This window comes from Arthrobacter endolithicus (genome assembly GCF_026627425.1).
GTDB lineage: Bacteria > Actinomycetota > Actinomycetes > Actinomycetales > Micrococcaceae > Arthrobacter_M.
On sequence record NZ_JAPNLH010000007.1, the window covers coordinates 171,193 to 194,184 of the forward strand.

Here is a 22,992-nt window from a genome sequence, read left to right on the forward strand (position 1 = left end):
ACGACTGATCGGCGGCTACTGGCCGACGGTGCTGACAGCGGGGCCTGATCCCGTCAGTACCGGCGAAACCTACGGTAGGCCGGATCGACGGCGTCCGGGGACAGGTTGAGCAAGCCGGCTACCTGCTCGATCACCACCTCATGAATGATTTCCCCCAGCTCATCGGGAGTATCGGCCAGCTGTTCAATCGGGCGCCGATAGAGCGTGATCACTGCGGGAGCTTCGGCACTGGCCCCCCGGAACAGTGCCATCGGCACGCGTTCTCCGGTGCCGGCCAGGCGCTCAAGGGAGACTGGAATGTCCTCGACGGCAAATTCTACCGAGCCCAGGGCCGCACCCCAAAGTTCGCTGAGCCGTTCGGCTGAGTCCATCAGAAGCTCGGTGAATTTTTCCGCCCGGGTGAGCGAGCCCGGCAGTGCCGGGAGCAGCAATTCGCCGCGTAGTCCCCGGTCATGGCGGTTCCTGTGACGTGTGTGGAAGGCACGCACCCGTCGTTGCGGTCCGCCGGCAGAGGACGTCTCAAGGTTGATGGTGAAGCCGTCATTGGACTTGAACTGCATATAACGACTCTAGGCCTCCGGTGTGGGATTAATCGACCGGCCGGAACCGTTCATCGTCAGTGGCCAGCGTCATTGGCCAGCGTCGTCGTTGGCCGGCATCACTAGGCGGCATCTTCGTTCCTGCCGCGTTTCGCCGCACGCCGCCTCTCATGCGCTGCTTCGGCCATCCGCTGGGCCCGTCGGTTCCTTTGGGCACCCATCATGAATCTGATGATGACCAGGACGGCCAAGGCCCACACCACGACGACCGCGGCGATGATGAGGAAGATTTCCAAGAACGTACTCCTTAGTTGACACTATTGTTTCATCCGTCGGTGCCGTCCCGCGAATGCCGGCAGGTGACCGGCTTGAGCGAGTCTGAGCGCGCCCGCTGCCAAAGGCGGGTAATCTTGGAAACCGTGGGAACCATGCGCATGTGCTCAAGATCCGGCTGCCGGGAATCGGCAAGCGCAACTCTGACGTATGTGTATGCGGATTCCACTGCTGTCCTGGGCCCGCTGGCTACTTTCGCCGAACCACACTGTTACGACTTGTGTCCACTGCATGCAGGACGGCTCAGTGTGCCGCGCGGTTGGGAAGTGCTGCGGCTCGCGACGCCCTCGACCCCGGCAAGCCCCGGACCCGATGATCTGCTCGCCCTGGTCGACGCCGTTCGTGAGGCGGCGGAGGCTCCCGCGGGCGAACCCGCACCGCTGGTGCAGCGGGGAATGAAGTCCATCCTGGAGCCTCCTGCCGGTGCCCCCGCGGCCGGGCCGGGGCGTCGCAATCATTTGCGCATTCTGCGGGACTGAACGCACCGGACTAGGGTTGTACATGGATGAACCGTCCGACGCAGATCGCTGTTACACGTTTGCCCGTTCTTGTTGATTGCTTTTGTGAGGGAGTGCACCGGTGCCGCATGTCAGAGACGAACTCCTGGTTTTGCTGCGATGCCCCGTAACGAGGTCGTCGCTGGTGCAGGACGGTGACGATCTGGTCAGCACCGTGCCGGGCCCCGGTGGTCAGCCGTTGCGCTACCGGATCGAGGACGAAATTGTGCTGTTATTGCGGCCGGAACAGGTTGCCGCCGCCGTTTCAGCTGGTTCCGACCAGCATGATCCGCGGTCGGCGGACCAATCGTTCACGGCAGGCCAGCCAGAGGCCACCTCGTAAAGTGACCGTCTTTCCACCTGAACATTAAGGAACTATGCAGATGACTTCCGAGCTATCTTCTGTACTGTCTTCAGGGCACCAGAGCGTTGATACGCCCGATTTCAAGGTCGCAGACCTTTCCCTTGCCGAGGCGGGCCGTCACCAGATCCGGCTGGCCGAACATGAAATGCCCGGGCTCATGACGCTCCGGGACGAATTCGGTGACAGTCAGCCGCTGCGGGGCGCCCGAATCGCCGGCTCCCTGCACATGACGGTGCAGACCGCCGTGCTCATTGAGACGCTGGTGGCTCTCGGTGCGCAGGTCCGCTGGGCCTCCTGCAACATTTTCTCGACGCAGGATGAAGCGGCCGCGGCCGTCGTCGTCGGCCCCGGCACCGTCGAGGATCCGCAGGGCGTCCCGGTTTTTGCCTGGAAAGGGGAGACACTAGCGGACTACTGGTGGACGGCCCAACAGATTTTAAGCTGGCCCGGCGCGGCTGAGGATCCACAGCTGGGCCCGAACATGATCCTTGACGACGGCGGAGACGCCACCATGCTGCTGCATAAGGGCGTCGAATTCGAAGCCGCAGGAGAGGTTCCGGCGGGAACCGACGCAGACCCGGAGGAGTATCGGGTATTCCTTGACGTGCTGCGGGAAACCCTCGCCCTGGACGGACAAAAGTGGACCCGTGTAGCGCGTGGCATCCGCGGTGTCACCGAGGAAACCACCACAGGCGTCATGCGGCTGTACCAGCTTGCTGAGCAGGGGAAACTGCTTTTTCCTGCCATCAATGTCAATGACTCCGTCACCAAGAGTAAGTTCGACAACAAATACGGCATCCGGCATTCGCTTCCGGACGGTCTCAACCGCGCAACTGATGTGTTAATGGGCGGTAAGGTCGCCGTCGTCTGCGGGTACGGCGACGTCGGTAAGGGGGCGGCGGAAGCGCTGCGGGGGCAAGGCTCGCGGGTGATCGTGACCGAAATCGATCCGATCTGTGCGCTGCAGGCGGCCATGGACGGCTATCAGGTGGCGAAACTGGAGTCGGTTCTGGGTGAAGGACATATCTTCATCACAACTACCGGCAATAAGGCTGTCATCACCGCCGCGCACATGGCGGGCATGCGGAACAAGGCAATCGTGGGCAACATTGGCCATTTCGACAACGAGATCGACATGGCAGGGCTGGCGCAGATTCCGGGCATCAGGAAAGTGGAAATCAAGCCACAGGTGCACGAATGGGTGTTCGACGACGGCGGGTCGGGCGGAGGGCAAGAGCCGCGGTCCATCATTGTGCTCTCCGAAGGGCGCCTGCTGAACCTGGGTAATGCCACCGGCCATCCCTCCTTCGTGATGAGTAATTCGTTCGCCAACCAGACCATTGCGCAGATCGAAATCTTCAGCAAGCACGGGCAGGCCGATGCCGATGGGAATCCGGTCTACCGCAATGAGGTCTATGTGCTGCCGAAGATCCTCGACGAAAAGGTGGCACGGCTGCATTTGGCGGCACTGGACATCGAACTGACCGAACTCAGCCGGGAGCAGGCGGACTATCTGGGACTGGATGTGGCCGGCCCCTACAAATCAGAGCACTACCGCTACTGAGGCTGCACCGTCGATTAAATCCGCGGTCGAGCAACCGGCTGGGAAGGAGCGTCCATGGTGAACAATAGTGACCCATGGACGCGCAGCAGTATGCTGACGTGGTCCAGGCTGGCACCCAATCCCGGACCCATGACGCTGGAGGGCACCAACAGCTACGTCATAGTCAACCCCGCGTCGGGTATCCACCCGGGTCGCTCAACGTCCACTAAGGGGGTGGTGGTCGTCGACCCGGGCCCGCTGGATGAGCCGCACCTGCGCGCACTGGCCGATTGCGGCGCCGTCGAGCTGGTGCTCATCACCCATCATCATCGGGACCATACAGCGGGCAGCAGCAGATTCCACGAAATGACCGGCGCCCCCATCAGGGCTCTGGACCCCGACTATTGCATCGGGGCGGCGCCGCTGATTCCGGGGGAAAACATCGAGGCCGCGGACGTCCAGATCGAGGTGATCGCCACGCCCGGGCATACCGCGGATTCGCTCTGTTTTGCATTGCCGGACGACGGCGAAAACGGTTCGGTGTTGACGGGGGACACCATTCTAGGCCGGGGGAGCACCGTTATCTGCTACCCGGATGGAAGGCTGGGCTCCTATTTGCGGTCGCTGGAAACGCTCCAGCGGTTGGGCCCGGCGCTGGTATTGCCGGCCCATGGCCCGGTGCGGCCCGAGCTGGCTGCGGTGGCGGGGGAGTACCTGGCACACCGGCACTCCCGTCTGGCTCAACTGCGGGCGGCGCTGCTTCGGCTGGGACCGGAGGCTTCCGTGCAGGCAGTTACTGCCAACGTCTATTCCGATGTCCCAGAGTCCGTGCGCGCCGCAGCGGAACTGTCCGTGGCGGCCCAGCTGGACCACCTGCGCCGCGCCGAGGCCGACGCCAGTCAGCCTCGCCCCTGACAGTATGGCGTAAAATGAGGATGCAGCCGGTATGGCTGCTGTGCGCAGGTGACCGACTGGCAAAACCGGTGAGGCAGCATGCGGGCCGTAACTTTGCGGGTTGGGTGAGAAATATGCGGGATGTGCAGATGCGTAAGAGCGGCAAGGGCTGGAAGATCGGGCTCATTACGCTGGTCTGCCTCGGCGTCGTTGGGGGCGGTGTTGGTGCCGCGACTGCCCCTACCTGGGCCCGGGCCGCGATCGAGTCCGAGGCGCAGAGTCCGGCCAGGACCACCGAGGGCCTCGCCGCTCCGGTGGTGCCGGCGATGGAGCTTGGCGTGAGCCCGACGGACGGCGCGGCGCAGGTCAATCCGGCGGCGCCGGCAGTCGTCAAAGTCACGCACGGCACCATCAAATCCGTCACGCTGACCGATACCAAAGCCAAGACGAGCGTCGAGGGTGGGATCAGCGCCGACGGATCAACGTGGACCGCAGCCGGCGCGCTGGAATTTGCCACCGCCTACAGCTACGACGTCACGGTGGTCGACGTCGCTGGCCGGACCACCCATAGGACACAGAAGTTCAGCACCGTCCCCGCCTCGCACGAGGCCGATGCTTCCGTTTATCCGCGCAGCGGCCAAAAGGTCGGCGTCGGGCAGCCCCTGCAGATCACCTTCAGCGAGCCGGTGACGAACAAAGAAGCGGTGGAAAAGGCACTGAAGATTACGACGACGGCCGGCCAGGTCGGAGCGTTCCACTGGTACAGCGACACGATGGTCAGATACCGTCCGGAAACCTTCTGGGCCGCGAACAGCACGATTACGATGGACATGCAGCTCTTTGGCGTTGACCTGGGCAAGGGCCAGATCGGCAATTTCAATAAGACCATCACCATCCCCATCGGCGACAAGAAAGTGATGGTCGCGGACTCTGCCAATTTCGTAGCCGACGTGTACATCAACGACCAGCCCGCCCAGCACTTCCTCGCAACCATGGGCGACGAGCGCTTTCCATCTGCCTCCGGCTTTATGCCGCTGATGGACAAGCAGCGGTACGCGCACTTCGTGGCCGCCTCGATCGGCCTCAAACCCGGGGATCCTGCCAACTACGGAGAACTGGATGTCAACTACGCCACACGGTTGACCAACAGTGGGGAATTCATCCACCAGGCCACGGATTCGGCGGTACCGTATATCGGTAAACTGAACCTCTCGCACGGCTGCATCGGGCTGAACGAGGCGGGAGCCTCTTGGGTGTTCAATAACATGGGCATCGGAGACCTGGTGCAAGTGATCAACAGCGTCAGCGAACCCGCCGCTCCCACGGATGGCTTTGGCGACTGGAACATCCCGTGGGCGCAGTACGCGTCCCGGTAGGAACCGCGATCTTAGCGCAGAGCCCTGGGGGCAGCCGCCACCAGCGCCCAATCCTGGCAGTACTCTGAGCAGTCAGCTGTCGCTGTCGAAGGGCAGGGCGTAGAGCCGCCGGGCCAATTCTTCGGAGCTCTTGAGCTGGGCCGTCATGCGGCGCAGCTCGCGTTCTCGCCGCTCGGACGTCAGGGCGGCCAGATAAGCCTCCGGTGCGGTGCCCGGTGGCGGGGGTGGCGAGACAAAGGCGGCAGCCTCCGTGGCGAGATCGGCGGCAAGCTGCCTTCGGGACCCGGGCGACATTTTCGCACCCTGATTGGTAAAGGCGTAGAGCCGCCGGGCCAACGGGTCAGGCAGTGGGCCGATGTCGGCCAGCCGTGCCCAGGACTGCAGGTGAGCCGGGGTGCCAAGCGTGGAGGCCGGCGGCGCAGGCAGCCGTTCGCGTATGGCATACGTCCCGGCCAGCATGTCCCCGAGCCGCTTGGACCGCTCGTTGAACAGCGACATCAGGAACGCGGCCGAGCCGAGCATCATATACAGCTCAAAAACGCCCAGCAGCCCGCGGATCAGTGCCTGCCGGAACCGAATGGAGCCGCCGTCGTCGCGCACTATGCGTAGCCCCATGATCAACTTGCCAAGCGATTTTCCGCGGGTCAGTGTCTCGACACCGATCGGCAGAATAACCAGGACGAACACCACCAGAGCCAGCAGCAGAGCGCTGGCGGCAGCGGAGTCGAGATCCGCGAAGCCGGCGGACAGCAGCAGAGCGAACCCGATCAGCAGCACCACCAAGGCAACGGCGTCGATCATCGCGCCGAGCGACCGGGCTGCAAAAGACGCCGGGCGCAGTTCCAGGACCACGGCCTCGCCGGTAATGACTGAGCTGATGGCCGCTCTCCTGCCCGTTGGCGTCTCTTGCTGCCCGTTTCCCTCGATTCTAGGGTGCGGTGCGCGGCAGGTGGACCGGCAGTAGGGTGAGACTGTGGATTTGGATGCGTTTGCCGCCGTACATCGGATGCAATGGGACCGGCTCAATGAGCTGGCCCGGCTTCGCCGCCTTTCCGGCGGGCAGGCCGACGAGCTGCTCCGGCTGTACCGCAGTGCGTCCACGCATTTGTCGATGATTAGATCGGTGGCGCCGGAAAGCGCGCTCTCGGCCTCTCTTTCGGCCCTGCTCGCCAGGGCCCGGACACGTTTTACCGGTGCCCGGTCCAATTTTGCCCACGACATGGCCCATTTCTTCGTGCTCGCGCTGCCGGCCGCCTTTTACCGGCTCCGCTGGTTGACCGTGGCGGTGGGAGCCGCGTTCGTCGTCATAGCCGTACTGTACGGGACGTGGGCCGCGGGAGATCCTCTCGTGCTCGGGGCCCTCGGCGGAGACGTGCGGTTGCGGCAGCTGGTGGACCACGATTTCGTAAACTACTATTCGGCAAATCCCGGTGCCTCCTTCGCCGGGCAGGTCTGGACCAATAATGCCTGGCTCGCAGCCCAGGCCGTGGCTCTGGGAATCACCGGGGTATACGTCCCGTTCATGGTCTATCAGAATGCGATGGGCGTTGGGCTCACCGGCGGGGTAATGTTCGGTTACGGGCGCGGAGACGTTTTCTTCAGTTACATCCTGCCGCATGGGCTGATGGAGCTGACCGCGGTATTCGTGGCCGGTGCGGCCGGCATGCGGATCTTCTGGGCCTGGGTTTCACCGGGTCCGCGGCCACGGCTCGTTTCGCTGGCCAACGAGGGGCGCTCCCTCATTACGGTTGCCCTTGGATTGCTCATCGTGTTGTTGGTTTCCGGTCTCGTGGAGGCGTTCGTCACGCCATCCAGTTTGCCGGTGTGGGCGAAAATCGGGATCGGTTTAGCGGTGCTGGCCTCCTACTGGGCCTACACGCTCGTTCTGGGACGGGCGGCCTCGCGGGCGGGGGAACGCGGCGACCTGGACACCTTCGACGCCGGCGACACGTTGGCAACGACCTAAAGGGCCGCCGCTCGGGGTGGCGACCACCTCGGGGAGACGCACGGCAGGTACGCTGAAAATGTGAGTGAGAACAAGAAGACAGTTTCAGCCGACGAGGCTGCGGAACCGGCAGTGGACGGTGCGAAGATCGATGTGCAGCCACGCCCCGGGCTGGGCACCGGCAGCAGCTCTACGGGAACTGCCGCCAGCGCTGCGGACGACGACGAACCCGCCTTCGCATGGATGGTGCCGTCGGGCGGTAAGACGGCCACGACCGGCGCCCCCGGCCAAGCCGCGCCGGCTTCGCGCTCCGCCGAACCGTCGGCACCGGGCTCGGCAGCGTTGGCGGCACCGTCTTCGGTCTTCCATGAACCACTTCCGACCAGCATGCTCCAGGTCCGTCCGCCGCAGGAGGACGTGGACCGCCGCGCGGCGCAGCGGGAAGAAGCCGCCAAGGTCCAGCCCCTGCTGCCGCGTGTCATGCAGGTCCTGCTTGCCATCTGCTATCCGTTCGTGCTGCTGGTGCTGGCGATCCGGCTGATCACCACGCCGTTGTTTCTCTGGGCGGAATATTACCGACCCGGCTTCCCGGCCGATTCGTTCGGCTTCAGCACAGATGACCGGATGACGTACGGGTCATACGTGGTGGATTACCTGCTCAATTTCTCCGGTCCCCGGTTCCTCGGCGACCTGGTTAAGCCCGGTGGGCGGGCACTTTTTAATGCCGGCGAAGTCAGCCACATGGCGGATGTTAAATCCGTGATCAGCATGGCGTTCGTCGTGGGCGCCGTGCTCGCCGTCGTGATGGTTATCGGCATTATCTACCTGATGCGCCGCAGCACGGGCGGAGTGCGGCGCGGGCTCTTCGCGGGTTCAATCGTCACATTGGTGCTGGTGATCGGGCTGGCCGTGCTGGCATTTATGGGCTGGGAGACGTTCTTCGCGGACTTCCACAAAATATTCTTTAAGAACGGGACCTGGACCTTTTACCTCGATGACTCGTTGATCAGACTGTTCCCGGAGCAGTTCTGGACCGATTCGTCTCTGCTGATCGGTGTCGTCGTCTTCTTCGTTTCCACGCTGACGCTTGCCTTCACCTGGCCCACCAAACAGCGCCGGAATGTCAGTGCCAGGGCCAAGAGCCGCAGGCAGGGTCGGCGCGCGGTGGCCGGAGCCTAAGAAGGTGCGGGGCCCGTTGGGCTTTAGATCCAGCTCGGCATCCACATCCGGTTCCGCCATTGCTCGTACGGAATAAGTTCGGCGGTCCAAATGGGGTAGAAATAAGTACTGACGGCGAGCACCAGCACCAGGAACAATCCCACCAGCAGTGCGCCCTGTATCCGCCGCCACCGTGGGTCCGCGGCCGTTCCCAGGATCAGGCCAAGTACTAGGACGAGCGCCAGAATCAGGTACGGCTCGTACGCGATCGCGTAGAAGAAGAAGATGGTGCGGTTCGGATACAGCAGCCACGGGAGGTAGCCGGCCGCCAGCCCAGCAAGGATGGCGCCGGCGCGCCAGTCGCGGCGGGCGATCCAATAGACGAAAACGAACACTACGGCGAGGGCAGCGGACCACCAGATCACCGGGTTTCCCACCGAAGAGACGACGGCGGCACAACTGTCCGCGACACACCCCTTCTCGCCGTGCTTGGGATAGTCCGTGTAGAAGGATGTGGGCCTTCCCATCACCAGCCAGGACCAGGCATTGGCCTTGTACGGGTGGTCGGAGTCCAGTCCGGTGTGGAAATTATAGGCGGTGAAGTGGTAGTGCCAAAGGGAACGCAGCGGTCCCGGTATCCAGGCCCAACTGCCGCCCGGGTTGGCATTGGCCCACTGGCGGTCCCACGAATTAGTGGCCATGAACCAGCCGGTCCAACTGGCCAGGTAGGTCACAAAGGCCACCGGAACCATCGACGCAAACGCGAAGATTCCGTCCTTAAGGATGCCGCCGGCCATCCAGTTGCGGATGCCGGCGATCCGGCGGGCGTTGAGATTCCAAAAGACGCTCAGCAGGCCATAAGCGAGCAGGAAGAAGATGCCTGACCACTTGGTGCCGGTGCACAATCCTAAGGAAACGCCCGCGGCCAACCGCCACCAACGGATGCCAAGCCATGGCCCGTAGGCCAGCTCTTTGTAGGTAGGAACTCCGCCGTTGCGCGCCGCGGATGCGGACAGTCTTTTCGCGAGCCGGTTCCGTCCGTCGTCGCGGTCCAGGAGCAGTGCCCCGAACGCCACCAAGGCCCAGAACATCACAAAGACGTCCAGCAGCGAGGTCCGCGACTGGACTATGGCGTGCCCGTCGACGGCGAAGAGGAGCCCCGCCATCGCGCCCATGATGGTGGAGCGGAACATCTTTTGCGCGATCAGCGCCAGCACAAAGATGGACAGTGTTCCCACCAGGGCTGCCGAAAAACGCCAGCCAAAACTGCTGGACGGCCCGAAAAGCCACATCCCGAACGCGATCATCCATTTACCGACGGGCGGATGGACCACATATTCCGGCGTGTCCAGGAGTGAGCTGAAATTGCCGGCGACGAAGTGTTCATTCGCCTTCTCTGCCCAGTTGCGTTCGTAGCCGCTCTGCAGCAGCGAGTATGCATCCTTGACGTAATAGGTCTCGTCGAAAACCAGAGCGTGCGGTTCCCCCAGCCGGACAAACCGCAGAATTCCGCCGATGACGGCCGTCAGTGCCGGCGCGAGCCAAAACCACAGTCGCAGAGACAGCGGTGTATCGAGCCAGCGCCAGCGCGCCCCCAGCAGCCGGGCGCGCAAGGCCTCGAGGGTGAAAGCCTTCTTCGGATCGATGAGCCAGCTCTCTCGTGCACCGTAGACCGGCGGCAGTGGCGGCAACGGGCGCGCCTGGGGGTCCGTCACATTCAAGCTCACCTTGCCAATGCTACCTTCGGCGAACGGTCCTCCCCGGCCGGGATCAGCGGAAGGGGACACTAGGCTGGAACCATGGATATCGATCGCCTGGCCACATCGCCCTCCGGAGCTGCAGCGCCCGCAGGAGGCGGCTACATCGTGCTGGCGGCAACGCCGATCGGCAATTTCGGTGACGCCTCGTCGCGACTGATCGAGTGGCTCGGTTCCGCTGATCTGATCGCGGCCGAGGATACCCGCAGACTGCATCGCCTTCTCCAAGGACTGGGTGTCACTGTTAGCGGGCGCATTATCAGTTATCACGAACACAACGAGCTCGCCAAGACGCCGGATCTGCTGGCCCAGGTCCGGGACGGGAAGACGCTGCTGATGGTGACGGATGCGGGAATGCCCACCGTCTCCGATCCGGGGTTCCGGCTGGTGGAGGCGGCCGTGGCGGCAGGGATACGGGTGACGGCGGCACCGGGACCGTCAGCGGTGCTGACGGCGCTGGCACTGTCGGGCCTGCCGACGGACAGGTTTTGTTTCGAGGGCTTCCTGCCGCGCAAGAGCGGTGAACGGGCCACGCGTCTGGGCGCGCTGAAGGCAGAGCAGCGGACCATGGTGTTCTTCGAAGCACCGCACCGGCTGGAGCCCATGCTTCGGGCACTACAAGAAGCTTTCGGGCCGGACCGCCGGGCAGCTGTCGCCCGCGAGCTGACGAAAACGTACGAGGAGGTGCTTCGTGGACCCTTGCGCGAATTGCTGCAGTGGGCCGAAACGACCGAAGTGCGCGGTGAGATCGCGGTAGTGGTGGGTGGGGCCCCGGACGCCGCTCCTGCGACTGTGGAGGACCAGGTAACGGCGGTGAATCAGCTCATGGCGCGGGGGATCCGCTTGAAGGAAGCTGTTGCCGCCGTCGCGGAGGAGGAACACGTCAGTAAACGGGAGCTCTATAGCGCGGTGCTCGCTGCAAGGTGAAAACCCCGTGGGCAGATTCGGGGCAGTAGCGTCGCAGCTTCCTGGTCGTGCTGGCCGAAGCCGCCCTCTGGCTGCGGTGCTTGTGCACTTGCACAGCTGCGGCCGACGCGGTGGTGCTCAACGGCGTAGACATACCGTGCGCCCGCGAACTACCGTGATCAGCAGGAGCAAGTCCGTCCGATATCCCTGACACAGGAGTCCGTATGAGCGCCAGTACCCAGACCATTACCCCGGCGCGCGAAAGCGAGCTGATCGCCGGCCTTCCCACCGGACTGTTGATCGGCGGCGTGTGGCGTCCGGCCGCGGACGGCAGGACATTCGACGTCGAAGATCCAGCGACAGGGAAAGCGCTGGTTTCCATTGCGGACGCCGGCGCAACGGATGGTGCGGCGGCACTGGATGCCGCAGTGGCCGCCCAGGATGGCTGGGCCGCCACGGCGCCCAGGGAGCGCGGGGAGATTCTGCGCCGGGCCTTCGAATTGGTCACCGCTCGGGCCGAGGATTTCGCCCTGCTGATGACGCTGGAAATGGGTAAGCCGCTGGCCGAGGCGCGCGGCGAAGTCACCTACGGTGCGGAGTTCCTGCGCTGGTTCTCCGAGGAGGCCGTGCGTGCCTTTGGCCGTTACTCGACCGCCCCGGACGGGAAATCCCGACTGCTGGTGAGTAAGAAACCGGTGGGCCCGTGCCTGCTGATCACGCCGTGGAATTTCCCGCTGGCCATGGCAACGCGCAAAATTGCCCCCGCCGTGGCCGCAGGCTGCACCATGGTGCTCAAGCCCGCGAACCTCACCCCGCTGACATCCCTCCTCTTTGCCCAGGTCATGCAGGAAGCCGGCCTTCCGGACGGAGTGCTCAACGTCGTAACGACCACGTCGGCCGCCGACGTGACCGGGCCGTTGATCAAGGATTCCAGGTTACGCAAATTGTCGTTCACCGGTTCCACCGAAGTGGGCCGTGGCCTGTTGGCCGCGGCCGCCACGAATGTATTGCGCACCTCCATGGAACTTGGCGGCAATGCGCCCTTCCTGGTTTTCGACGATGCAGATCTGGACGCTGCCGTGACCGGCGCCATGGCCGCGAAACTCCGGAACATGGGCGAGGCCTGCACCGCCGCTAATCGCTTCATTGTGCACGAAGACGTGGCGGCAGAATTTGCACAGGCGTTTGCCGCAAAAATGGGCGCGATGACCACCGGCCGCGGCACGGAGGGAAGTACCACCGTGGGTCCGCTGATTGATGCTAAGAGTCGTAACAAGGTGCATTCACTGGTCACGGATGCACTCGCCGACGGTGCAACAGCCCTAACGGGCGGCGCGGCCGTGGACGGGCCGGGCTACTTCTATCAGCCCACGGTCCTGACCGGGGTCGAGCCCGGGTCTCGCATTCTTAGCGAGGAGATCTTCGGCCCGGTGGCGCCGATCGTGACGTTCAAGAGCGAAGACGAGGCCGTGGCGCTGGCCAATGACACCGAATTCGGGCTGGTTGCCTACGTTTTCACCAAAGACCTGAACCGGGGGTTGCGGATGGGCGAACGCCTGGAAACCGGCATGCTGGGCTTGAACGCCGGGGTCATCTCCAACGCCGCAGCCCCTTTCGGCGGGGTGAAGCAGTCAGGACTGGGGCGCGAAGGCGGTCTGGAAGGCATCGAGGAATATCTGTACACGCAGTACATCGGCATCGCGGACCCCTACGCCTCCTAACCGGGCGGCTTCGACGGCGGCCGGTTAGCCGCACGGGAACCGCGGTTCCAGGGCAGGGCCGACGGCGGCGCTAACTCCGCTCGGAGGCGGCGGCCGGGCGTTGACGCGGCACGAAGCGCCCGATGCACTACGGCGAGTGCTTCCAACAGCGGATGCTGCGTTCCCTCGGGTTCCTTTGCCGGGCTGTCAGCGCCGCCGGCGGAGGGTTCTTCGGGTGCGGCCTCTGCAGGGCCGTACACCCGCTGCTCGTAGGCGGTCAGTAAAACCCGCACGGCGCCCGGGCCCGTCTCGGGACCGCCCGAAATCGCAGTACCGGCCGTCCCGGCGCCGGGGCCGGGCTCGGGGGACAGCCGGACGTTTGGTTGCCCGCCGCGAAGCGGTCCCCGCAACAATCGCGCGGTGAACGTCCGGGGCGTGTCTCCGGTGGCTGTGGGCATCCCGTAGTCGTATGCCAGCTCCTCCAGCTCCGCCCAGGCAGCAAGCTCCGGGATCTGGCCGGGGCCAGCCGTGCGCAGGGTGCTGCGTCTGCGCGCGCGCTTTCCGGTGCGCACCAACAAGGGTGTGGCCAGCAGCAGCAGGGTCGCACCGGCAGCACTGAGCCAGAGCGGCGCAGCTGCATTGGCTGCCGGGGGACCGGATGCGTTCGTCACAACAGGCGTCGGCGATGCTGATCCGGTGCCGGAGGATGGAGCTGGAACGTTGAGCCCGGAATTGAGGGAATCGTCGGGGCGGCCGGAAGCGGCACCTGGGGTCCCCGGCAGCCGGGCGTAAGAGGGCACCTGCCCGCGTCCGGGCGTGGGCTCGAAGGGCACCCAGCCCAATCCGGTGAAGTACAGTTCAGGCCAGGCATGGGCGCTGTGCCCATCCACCTGATACTCGTTGACCTGCGCGCCGCCCAGGGACACGGTAGCCCCGGTCAGTTGGCCGGGTGCGTAGCCCACGGCAATCCGGCTGGGAATTCCGGCCACTCTCGCCATTACGGCCATGGCCGCCGAGAAGTGCACGCAGTAGCCGCTTTTTACTTGAAGAAACTTAGCTAAGACGTCCATCCCGCTGCCGTCGTAGCCGTTGGCCACCGGGGTCTGCTCGGAATAGCTGAACTGTGGGCCACGCAGATAATTCTGGATTGCCAGTGCCTTCTCGTACGGTGTCTGCGCCCCTGCGGTCACATCCCCGGTCCGTTGCCGGACGATGTCGGGCGTGTCTTTGGGCAGGGACATGAACACTGGGTCCAAGGCTTTGGGCGGTGCCTGCGCCGCCTGCGACAGCACGGAGCTGGTCAGCGCCGGCATGACGCTGCGGACGGTGTATTTTTGCTGCAGTGAGGTGGTATTGATGCCCTCGATCGCCAACGTTTCGGGGTCCCAGCTCCAGCGCCCGGCCAGACCGCTGACGCTGGCCGGGGCATAGGGCACGGGCAGCCAGGGGGTGCTGAAGTCGCTTGATTCCACGACGGTGATGGTCGTCAGGAGATCGCCGCCGAGGTTGGTGGACTTATCGTCTCCGATGGCGCTCAGATCCAGTCGCTGCGTCGCGTCCCGCACGGTTGGCTCCCACGAGCGGCCGCTGAAGTCTTCCAAAGTGGTGGTCCGCAGGTAGAGTCCAGAGGAAGCGTCCGTGGCATATACCAATTTCCCCGCTCCGCCGGGCTGACGCAGATCGTTGCCCAACGTCAGCATGGGGTTCAGCCCGGAAACCTTCCCGAAGGCATTCAGGTGGGACCCCTGCGGAAAAGTTCCGGTGCTGAAGCCCGGGACCAGCAAGGCTGCCAGCGCCGTGATGACGACGGCGGCGGCGGCCAGACCCGCTGCGCGGCGGAATTGTCCGGTTGACCTCGTCGCGGCTTGGTCGGTGCCGCCCGGCGGCGCGTACCACTGGCCGAAACCAAGGATCAGCAGGTAACCGGCCGCGCCGCCGAGAAAGCCCGGAATGCCGAGGCTGTCCGGCTTGATCAGAGCGGGGATGAGAACGATCGCGAGCAGCCCCAGTCCGCTGCTGGCCGGCATTGCCAGAGCCACGGCCAAGGCATCGACCAGCAGCGCGGTCAGTCCGATCCCCGCACAGATGACGAAGACGACGCCTGTATCAGGGAATACCGGCGCGGCGCCGCTGATGATGGTGTCCGATGCCTGGCGTAGAAGACCGCCCAACGCGTCCAGGGTATCTTTTGTCGGAAATAACCCCAGCACGGCAGAGGAACTGAAGAACAGCTCCGTGAGGACCGCGATCAAGGCCAGCAGGCCCAGCAACTGGGCTCCGGCCTGAGGAACCCGCAGACTACGTGCGGTGGCGGTGGTCAGCAGCACCGCGGCGACCGTAAGGATCACCAGGATCAGCCAACTCCAGCCGCGCAGCACTCCGTTAAGGCCAAGGGATGTGCCCACTACTGCCACGAAGATCGCGCCGGCCATCGCCCACGGCGCCGCTGAGAGCCGGGGGCGGCTGATTGCTGCTGCAGGCAGACGGCGGGGTGTCCGTGGGCCGGCGCCGTCGGACGGCGGTCGCTGACTGGTATCCGTGCTCATGGTCGTCCTCGCAGGGAATCCCCGCCGGAGAGCGCGCCGGAACGGGAAACCGAGCCGCCGGCCGCGACGAAGAATTCCGCGTCGTCGAAACATCCCCAGACTGCCGGCAACTCGGCGCGCGGGTCCACGGCAATGGCCCGCCAGCCGCCGCCGCGCAGGATGGTCAGCACTGGCCCGGCTTCCTGCGGACGGTCGCTGCAGATTATGGCAAAGGCTCCGGCACCATATTCCGCCGCCGGAGCCAGCGCGGCTGCGCAATCCAGGGAAAGTTGGCCGACTAAGGCCACCAATGGCCCGTGGTGACGCCGGGTTGCGAGCTGGTCCAGTAGGGTTTCCGTGACTGCCTTGTCCTCGGAATGGACCGAGACGCCGCTGTGCTGGACCGGTTTCGCCGTCAGCTCCAGGGCGGCCAAGGCGAGCGCAACTGCCGACAGCCCGGCGTCGCCTTCGAAGCTCTCCTCCCACGGATCAGCGGCCGATTTTGAGGTGTGGAAGCCCGACTCGCCGCTCGGGTCCAGGATCCGCAGGCTGAAGCCGCGTTCGATCAGATGGGCCGCAACGGATATGGCCGCCACGACGGTCCACTCGAACGCATCCGAGCTTTGCAGCTCCGCCATGCCACTGCCAGCGGGTGAAGCACTGGCCGTATGGGCCACGCTGCCCGTACGGGAAGCACCGCCGGAGGCGTGCCCAAGCGGTGCAAAATGTCCCCACCGGCTGTCCAGCAGCAGCGTTGCTTCCGGTGTGCTGACGGATTCCTCCTGGCGCACCATTAACTCCCCATGTCGTGCCGTCGCGGGCCAGTGCACGCGGCGCATCGGGTCGCCATGGCGGTACTCACGGGTCATCACGTCATCGTCGCTGGGGTGGGCGCGCTTTCTCGTCGCCGTTCTCCCCTCCTCGGCCCGGGTGCCGGCCAACGTCGTGCCGGGCAGCTCGACGGCGGCCGGCGTGACGGTGAGCAGGTCGGTCATCCCCAAATTCTGCCGATGTCCACTGAGCCCAAAAGGATCGGTAAAGTCCGCGGTCACCGGGCCGATGCCGAACTGACCCCGGGCGAGCGGCTGCAGACGGTACTCATATCGGCTGACTCCCCCGGCGCCGCTGTTTCTGGCGGGGTAGGTAAAGGACGGCGGCGTGCCGAACCGCGCCGGTAATTGCTCGCTCATACTGACCCGGCCGCCGCCGAAGCTGTTTCCCGAAAGCGCCAGGTGCACCGTCGCCGTCGTGCCCGTTTCCACGCTGGCCGGCGAAAACCCGCGGTGCACGGAGAACCGGGGCCGCAGCATCCGCGAGCCCCACCCTGCCAGCAGCGGCAGCGCCATCAGGAACACGCTCAAGGCCAGCAGGTCCCGGCGTCCCATGACTTGTGCCAGCAGCAGGCTGAGAGCCCCAGTGCCGAGCAGCCCCCAGCCGCGCAGCCGGAAGACGAGGTGCGGGAACCAGCGGGAGCTCATGGGTTGGCCACTATCGTTGGACGCCGCTGCGGGTGCTGCGGGCCGGGCTTACCGGTTGCCCGTCCAGAAGTGCGGCGATGACCCCCGATGCCGTCTGTCCGGTGCTGGCCGAACGGCGCTCGAGGATGAGCCGGTGCGCCAACACCACGTCGGCCATAGTCACCACATCATCGGGGACCACAAAGTTGCGCTGATCCAATGCCGCGTGGGCCTTTGCGGCTCGGAGCAGCTGAAGCAGTGCCCGCGGGCTGGCGCCGAGGCGTAACTGGGTGTTTTCCCGGGTGGCCTGCCCGAGGCGGACGATGTATTCCTTCACGGCCGATGAGACATAGACCGCGTCGACGATATCCATCATCGCTGCCACCTCCCGCACGGTGGCGATGGACCGGACAGCTTCCAACGGCGACACCGACTGGTGGGTGGAGAGCATGTCGATCTCGGAGGCCCGGTCGGGGTAACCCATCGAAATCCTGGCCATGAAGCGGTCCCGCTGCGCTTCCGGCAGCGGATAGGTGCCCTCCATTTCGATCGGATTCTGCGTCGCCACGACCATGAACGGTTCGGGTAGCCGGTGCGAGGTGCCGTCGGTGGTGACGCGGTGTTCTTCCATGCTCTCCAACAGGGCGGACTGGGTCTTCGCGGACGCCCGGTTGATTTCGTCGCCGATGACGATGTTGGCGAATACCGCGCCGGCCCGGAACTCGAAATTCTGTGTTGACTGGTTATAAATGGAGACGCCGGTGATGTCCGAAGGCAGCAGATCGGGCGTGAACTGAATGCGGCTGACCGAACAGTCGATCGTTCTGGCGAGCGTCTTGGCCAGCAGCGTCTTGCCGACGCCCGGAACGTCTTCCACGAGTAGGTGGCCGCGGGCCAGGAGCACGGTCAAAGCGATTTCCGCGGCCCTGGCCTTGCCATCAATCACTGTATTAATGCTGGTTAAAATCCGCCGGCTGAGGTCTTGGAACTGATCGGCTGTCATGAGAGTCTGCGCTGTCACCGGACCGGAGCCATCCGGTGCCCGGCCATTGGTGGACACAGACCCTGCCGGTGCCGGCCACGGAACCGGCTGCCCTGTCAGGGTGTGATTCTGAGGGTCCATAGTTGACCTTTCGCCTCTCCGCTGACCCTGGAACGCCCTCATGAGCGTCGCATCCGGAAGTGCACGGTGATGAGACATACGTTACTAGCTCTTGCGCCGTTCTGGGACGGCACAGCAAAGGGGACCGGTGGCCGGAACCGGCAGCGAACCGGTGCAGCGTTCGAGTGCCCGGTCGATGCAGTGCTCAGTCGATACAGTGGATCGTATGAGCAGTAGTGCATCAGTTCCCCATCAGTACCGTGCCGCAGAACAGTCGGACGACGACGTTAGCGGGACGCCGTCGTCGTCCGGCGGCGGGAAGCGGGGCCGGAAGCGGGACTACCCGTACGCACCGGTTCCCTTGCCCGTCTCCGTGATCGACAATCACACGCATCTGGATTTTGAGGAGGGGCTGGCCCAAGTGGGCGTGAAAGACGCGCTGGACGCCGCCGAAGCCGTTGGTGTCAAGGGCGCCGTTCAGGTCGGCTGCGACCTGGCGTCGTCACGCTTTACGGTGCAGGCAGTTGAGTTGGACCACCGGCTTTTGGGCGCCGTCGCCCTGCATCCCAACGACGCACCGGAGCTTGCACTTGCCGGCGGGCTGGAAAGTGCGCTGACGGAAATTGAACAACTCGCGGCGCATCCGCGGGTGCGGGCCATTGGCGAGACCGGACTGGACTATTTCAGAACCGGGGAATCCGGCCTTGCGGCGCAGCGGTATTCGTTTCGCCGGCACATTGAGCTGGCCAAAAGGCTGGGGCTGGCGCTGCAGATCCACGACCGGGATGCGCACCGTGACGTGGTTGCCACCCTCAAGGAGGAGGGCGCGCCCGCTAAAGTGGTGCTGCACTGTTTTTCCGGCGACGAGGAACTGGCACGGATCTGCAATGACAACGGATGGTACATGTCCTTCTCTGGGACCGTGACTTTTAAAAACGCACATGACATCCGGGCCGCGTTGGCGGTGGCAGATCCGCACCTGATAATGGTGGAAACCGACGCGCCGTTCCTGACCCCGCACCCCTGTCGGGGCCTGCCGAACGCCAGCTACATGATCCCTTATACCGTGCGCTCAATGGCGGAGCTGCTGGGTCAGGACGTTGCCCGGCTGGGGACCTTGCTAGCGGCCAATACGGAAGCGGTCTACGGCTCCTGGGCATGAAGGCAGACCCGCATGCCGCACGTGACAAAAACCTCGAGCCGGTTTGACATCACGCCAGGACTTTCCTGTCAACTGTTTGTCACGCACGGCGCGGCCGTGTCGATTCAGCTACCCGGGCAGGATTTAGTCCCGATACGGTCTTGGCTAAAAGATCACGGTTAGGTTACGCTGGGGGACTATTAGCCGGGGTCGGGGAAGGCCAACGGGTAAATTCACTGCACGTTTGCACACGGATTCCTTGTGTGCCGGCGCCGTCTGCGGGGCTTCTGGTCCTACATTGGGACTTCTTTTTAGATGACCCCTGGACGCGCGCCAAAACCGGTAAGTGTGGCGGCACAGTCCTGCCGCGCGGACGCCTTGGCGCCGCGCGTGCGAGGCCGCGCCGATTCCCCGTGCCCGGATGCTTGAGTAGTGATGGGTTCCTGTGCATAACTTCTTCAAATCCGAGGGCAGGCTTAGCCTAGTGAAAGTCGGCGGCCAGGCTGTGGTCCTGCTGGCGTTGGTGCTTGGTCTGGTCGCCTTTGTCGGCAACAACAAGACCATCACCGTGAACGTGGACGGTCAGGCCAGCTCGGTCCAGACCTTCGGCGGCTCGGTCAGCGAGGTGCTGCAGCGCGCCAACGTGGATGTGAAATCCGCTGATAGTGTCAGCCCGGCGATGGACACGGCGGTCACAGACGGCACCATCATTAAGGTGAATACTTCCAAACAGATTAAGGTCAAGCTGAACGGCTCGGATACCACCGTGCAGACAACGTCGGTGAAGGTCTCGGATCTGCTGGATCAGCTCGGAGTAACGGCCAGCGCCATGATTTCCGCTCCCAAAGACATGCAGCTTGTCAGCAGTGACGCGATCGATATCGTCACGCCGAAGACTGTCACCGTCCTGGCCGACGGCAAGAGCGTTGATCGGACGACGACGGACCGCACCGTGGGTGCTGTCTTGGCGTCCGCCGGCGTTACGGCCGCCGCTGCGGACCTTGTGTCCCAGCCCCAGGACGCCCCCGTCGTGGACCATATGGTAATCAGGGTCTCCCGCGTTAGCAGGGGTGTTAGCACGTCGACCACCGAAGATGTTCCGTTCAGCACGGAGAAAACGGTGGACCCGAATCTGTTCAAGGATGAGCAGAAGACCACTCGGACCGGGACCGTCGGAAAACTGGAAAAGACCTATTCCGTGACGACGATCGACGGTCGCGAAGTCAGCCGCGCCGGAACCGGGGAAAAGATCACCGTCCAGCCGTCGGCCGAGCAGATCGCAGTCGGCGTCAAAGACCGTCCCGCTCCTGCCGCAGCGCCTGCTCCCGCCGCAGCGCCTGCTCCAGCAGCCGCACCTCCTGCTCTTGCTCCACTTGCCGCGCCTGCCGCGCCTGCCGCGCCAGTTGCGCCGCCGGCGGCCACCAACACTAGTGCGCCTGCTCCTGCCGTGATGAATGCGGCCATGTGGGACAGAATCGCCCAGTGTGAGTCAACCGGCAATTGGGCCATTAACTCCGGTAACGGCTACTACGGGGGCCTGCAGTTTGATATTTCGTCGTGGTTGGCCAACGGCGGCGGACAGTATGCCCCGCGGGCTGATCTTGCCAGCCGGGAGCAGCAGATCGCCGTCGCGAACACGTACTACGCCAAGGCGGGCCTTGGCCCCTGGGGCTGCGCAGGCGCCGCAGGCTAGCGGTCCGACATCGGGGCAGGTGGCCAGCTACTAGGATGGCACAGTGACTGAGCCAGCTGCGCGCCCCGAGAATGCCGTACCCGTTCTACCGCTTCTCGGGGCGTCCGACGTTCGCCGCCTGGCGGCCGAGATTGGTATCCGGCCTACCAAGACGTTGGGGCAGAACTTTGTCATTGATGGCAACACCATCCGTCGTATTGTTGCCGCGGCCCGCCTGAGCCCGGACGAAACCGTTTTAGAGGTTGGGCCCGGGCTTGGTTCGTTGACCCTGGGGTTGCTGGACGCCGCTGCCCGCGTGGTCGCCGTAGAAATTGATCCGGTATTGGCCGGGAAGCTTCCCGAAACGGTTTCTGCCTTTCGGCCCGGCCTCGCGGCAAATCTCGATGTGGTGCTCTCCGACGCCATGCGCATCACCGAACTCCCGGTGCAGCCGACCTCGCTGGTCGCAAACCTGCCCTACAACGTCGCCGTGCCCGTGGTGCTGAACCTGCTGGAGCGTTTCCCGTCCTTAAGCCATGGGCTGGTCATGGTTCAGGACGAGGTTGCCGATCGGCTGGCCGCAGGGCCGGGGTCAAAAACCTACGGCATCCCATCGGTCAAGGCCGCCTGGTATTCGCGGATGCGCAAGGCGGGCGTGATCGGGATGAACGTGTTTTGGCCGGCGCCGAAGATCTCCTCCGGATTGGTGGCCTTTACCCGGCACGAGCCTCCGGTAACCCGGGCAAGCCGGGAAGAAGTTTTCGCGGTTATCGATGCCGCTTTTGCCCAGCGACGCAAAACCCTTCGCGCGGCCTTGGCCGGCTGGGCCGGGGGAGCCGCGGAGGCAGAACGCTGCCTGGCCGCCGCCGGCGTTGACCCACGGGCGCGCGGAGAAGTCATCGATGTTGCCGCCTACGCCCGGATCGCAGAGGCGAAAATACCGTTGCTGGCCTGAAACAGCCGGACCGAAACCTTTCCCTCGAGGCGATTTGCCGTGAAAATGACGCGGCACTTGGCCGCTGCCCAGCGGTGCCCTAAGTTGGACGCTATGAACTCAGCGCACACTTCTCCGCCGGGCCGCACCGTCCGGGTCAGGGCGCCGGGTAAGATCAATGTCTTCTTCCGGGCCGGTCCGCTGCGGCCCGATGGGTATCACTCGGTCGCCAGTTTGTACCTCGCCGTTTCCCTTTATGAAGAGGTTTCAGCCACCAGCATCCCCGGACCAGGCCAGGCCGCCGACCCCGGTAGGGCCAGTGCCGGCACCAGCGCCGCCGCGAACACCGCCGGGGACGGCGATGTTATTGTTCGGCTCAAGGGCAACGCACTGCACTCCGACGGCGCGCTGGCGATCCCCTTGGATGGGCGGAATCTGGCGGTCCGAGCCGCCAGGCTAATGGCGGATGTCTCCGAGAATGCCGGCCCCGTGCGGCTCGACATCACCAAACGTGTTCCCGTTTCCGGCGGAATGGGCGGCGGCTCCGCGGATGCAGCTGCGGCGCTGCTGGCCTGCGAGACGCTGTGGGATAGTGGGCTCTCCCGTGAGGAAGTCTCGCATCTGGCGGCCGAACTGGGTGCGGACGTTCCCTTCGGGCTGCTCGGCGGTGCCGCCGTTGGACTGGGCGTCGGCGATGAACTGACGCCGGCGTTGGCGCCGTCGCCGCTGCACTGGGTGCTGGTACAGGCCGATTTTGGCCTGGCCACGCCCGAGGTATTCCGCCAGTTGGACCGCATGCGGTTGGCCGACGGCGTCCAACCCCCGGCGCCCGGACAGGTCGATCCCGCCGTGCTTGCGGCACTGCGGGCGGGGGATGCTGCCGCGCTGGCAGGTGTGCTGGCCAACGATCTGCAGCGTGCCGCCGTCGCGCTGGCTCCGCAGCTGGCCGATGTGCTGGCGGCCGGCAAGCAGCACGGCGCCCTCGCTACCCTGGTTTCCGGCTCCGGACCGACCATTGCCATGCTCGCGGCCGATGAAGCTGCCGCGCTGGAGCTGGCCGGGAAACTGGCGGCCGAGGGGCACAATTCCCTCGCCGTGCACGGTCCCGTACACGGGGCCAAAATCGTTTCCGACGTCACCCGCTGAATC

The 22,992-nt window shown here is 64.6% G+C and carries 20 protein-coding genes; 13 read left to right on the top strand and 7 right to left on the bottom strand.

Going from position 1 to position 22,992, the window contains the following annotated elements:
- Window positions 1-53: 53 nt before the first annotated feature.
- Complete coding sequence (locus tag OS914_RS08495) at window positions 54-560, bottom strand: metallopeptidase family protein (protein WP_267545617.1); 507 nt, start codon at window positions 558-560, stop codon at window positions 54-56.
- A gap of 101 nt (window positions 561-661) precedes the next feature.
- Window positions 662-835 carry a hypothetical protein gene (locus OS914_RS08500; protein WP_267545618.1) on the bottom strand — a complete coding sequence of 58 codons (174 nt, stop codon included), beginning with the start codon at window positions 833-835 and terminating at the stop codon, window positions 662-664.
- A 123-nt stretch (window positions 836-958) separates the two neighbouring features.
- Between OS914_RS08500 and OS914_RS08505 the strand changes: the two genes are divergently transcribed.
- From OS914_RS08505 to OS914_RS08525, 5 genes are all read left to right on the top strand, one after another.
- Complete coding sequence (locus OS914_RS08505; protein WP_267545665.1) at window positions 959-1,351, top strand: DUF3499 domain-containing protein; 393 nt, start codon at window positions 959-961, stop codon at window positions 1,349-1,351.
- A 100-nt stretch (window positions 1,352-1,451) separates the two neighbouring features.
- On the top strand, window positions 1,452-1,712 hold the full coding sequence (locus OS914_RS08510; RefSeq protein ID WP_267545619.1) for a hypothetical protein: 261 nt from the start codon (window positions 1,452-1,454) through the stop codon (window positions 1,710-1,712).
- Between the two features lie 40 nt (window positions 1,713-1,752).
- Window positions 1,753-3,297: an adenosylhomocysteinase gene (ahcY, locus tag OS914_RS08515; protein ID WP_267545620.1), complete on the top strand. Its 1,545-nt coding sequence runs from the start codon at window positions 1,753-1,755 to the stop codon at window positions 3,295-3,297.
- Between the two features lie 54 nt (window positions 3,298-3,351).
- Window positions 3,352-4,191 carry an MBL fold metallo-hydrolase gene (locus OS914_RS08520; RefSeq protein WP_267545621.1) on the top strand — a complete coding sequence of 280 codons (840 nt, stop codon included), beginning with the start codon at window positions 3,352-3,354 and terminating at the stop codon, window positions 4,189-4,191.
- A 128-nt stretch (window positions 4,192-4,319) separates the two neighbouring features.
- Window positions 4,320-5,546 (top strand): L,D-transpeptidase, encoded by a 1,227-nt coding sequence (locus tag OS914_RS08525; protein ID WP_267545622.1) that lies wholly within the window; start codon window positions 4,320-4,322, stop codon window positions 5,544-5,546.
- Window positions 5,547-5,618: 72 nt separating this feature from the next.
- Here the strand turns inward: OS914_RS08525 and OS914_RS08530 are convergent, their stop codons facing one another.
- Window positions 5,619-6,398: an RDD family protein gene (locus OS914_RS08530; RefSeq protein ID WP_267545623.1), complete on the bottom strand. Its 780-nt coding sequence runs from the start codon at window positions 6,396-6,398 to the stop codon at window positions 5,619-5,621.
- 121 nt (window positions 6,399-6,519) lie between these two features.
- Here OS914_RS08530 and OS914_RS08535 point away from each other — a divergent pair, with 121 nt between their 5' ends.
- Together OS914_RS08535 and OS914_RS08540 are read left to right on the top strand one after the other, a co-directional pair.
- Complete coding sequence (locus OS914_RS08535; RefSeq protein ID WP_267545624.1) at window positions 6,520-7,512, top strand: stage II sporulation protein M; 993 nt, start codon at window positions 6,520-6,522, stop codon at window positions 7,510-7,512.
- Window positions 7,513-7,572: 60 nt separating this feature from the next.
- A complete protein-coding gene (locus tag OS914_RS08540) occupies window positions 7,573-8,670 on the top strand; it encodes a TIGR01906 family membrane protein (RefSeq protein ID WP_267545625.1) in 1,098 nt (365 codons plus the stop codon).
- A gap of 23 nt (window positions 8,671-8,693) precedes the next feature.
- Here OS914_RS08540 and OS914_RS08545 read toward each other — a convergent pair whose 3' ends face one another.
- A complete protein-coding gene (locus tag OS914_RS08545; RefSeq protein ID WP_420713902.1) occupies window positions 8,694-10,364 on the bottom strand; it encodes a dolichyl-phosphate-mannose--protein mannosyltransferase in 1,671 nt (556 codons plus the stop codon).
- Window positions 10,365-10,448: 84 nt separating this feature from the next.
- Here OS914_RS08545 and rsmI point away from each other — a divergent pair, with 84 nt between their 5' ends.
- Both rsmI and OS914_RS08555 read left to right on the top strand, forming a co-directional pair.
- A complete protein-coding gene (gene rsmI / locus OS914_RS08550; RefSeq protein ID WP_267545626.1) occupies window positions 10,449-11,333 on the top strand; it encodes a 16S rRNA (cytidine(1402)-2'-O)-methyltransferase in 885 nt (294 codons plus the stop codon).
- Window positions 11,334-11,536: 203 nt separating this feature from the next.
- On the top strand, window positions 11,537-13,033 hold the full coding sequence (locus OS914_RS08555; RefSeq protein ID WP_267545627.1) for an NAD-dependent succinate-semialdehyde dehydrogenase: 1,497 nt from the start codon (window positions 11,537-11,539) through the stop codon (window positions 13,031-13,033).
- On the opposite strand, the gene OS914_RS08560 is transcribed toward OS914_RS08555, so the two are convergent.
- Genes OS914_RS08560 through OS914_RS08570 form a run of 3 tightly spaced genes read right to left on the bottom strand, consistent with a single transcriptional unit; the run spans window position 13,030 to window position 18,117 of the window.
- A complete protein-coding gene (locus OS914_RS08560; RefSeq protein ID WP_267545628.1) occupies window positions 13,030-15,558 on the bottom strand; it encodes a transglutaminase TgpA family protein in 2,529 nt (842 codons plus the stop codon). The genes OS914_RS08555 and OS914_RS08560 overlap by 4 nt on opposite strands.
- Window positions 15,555-17,015: a DUF58 domain-containing protein gene (locus OS914_RS08565; protein WP_267545629.1), complete on the bottom strand. Its 1,461-nt coding sequence runs from the start codon at window positions 17,013-17,015 to the stop codon at window positions 15,555-15,557. Before OS914_RS08565 ends, OS914_RS08560 begins: the two co-directional genes overlap by 4 nt.
- Window positions 17,016-17,025: 10 nt before the next feature.
- A complete protein-coding gene (locus OS914_RS08570; RefSeq protein ID WP_267545630.1) occupies window positions 17,026-18,117 on the bottom strand; it encodes an AAA family ATPase in 1,092 nt (363 codons plus the stop codon).
- A 205-nt stretch (window positions 18,118-18,322) separates the two neighbouring features.
- Here OS914_RS08570 and OS914_RS08575 point away from each other — a divergent pair, with 205 nt between their 5' ends.
- The 4 genes from OS914_RS08575 to OS914_RS08595 all read left to right on the top strand — a co-directional run bounded on the left by OS914_RS08575 (window position 18,323) and on the right by OS914_RS08595 (window position 22,989).
- Entirely contained in the window at window positions 18,323-19,258 is a 936-nt protein-coding gene (locus OS914_RS08575) for a TatD family hydrolase (protein WP_267545631.1), read from the top strand.
- A 463-nt stretch (window positions 19,259-19,721) separates the two neighbouring features.
- Window positions 19,722-20,930 (top strand): transglycosylase family protein, encoded by a 1,209-nt coding sequence (locus OS914_RS18080; protein ID WP_324290636.1) that lies wholly within the window; start codon window positions 19,722-19,724, stop codon window positions 20,928-20,930.
- Window positions 20,931-20,973: 43 nt separating this feature from the next.
- On the top strand, window positions 20,974-21,864 hold the full coding sequence (rsmA, locus tag OS914_RS08590; protein ID WP_267545632.1) for a 16S rRNA (adenine(1518)-N(6)/adenine(1519)-N(6))-dimethyltransferase RsmA: 891 nt from the start codon (window positions 20,974-20,976) through the stop codon (window positions 21,862-21,864).
- Between the two features lie 93 nt (window positions 21,865-21,957).
- Window positions 21,958-22,989: a 4-(cytidine 5'-diphospho)-2-C-methyl-D-erythritol kinase gene (locus tag OS914_RS08595; RefSeq protein WP_267545633.1), complete on the top strand. Its 1,032-nt coding sequence runs from the start codon at window positions 21,958-21,960 to the stop codon at window positions 22,987-22,989.
- Window positions 22,990-22,992: the final 3 nt, after the last annotated feature.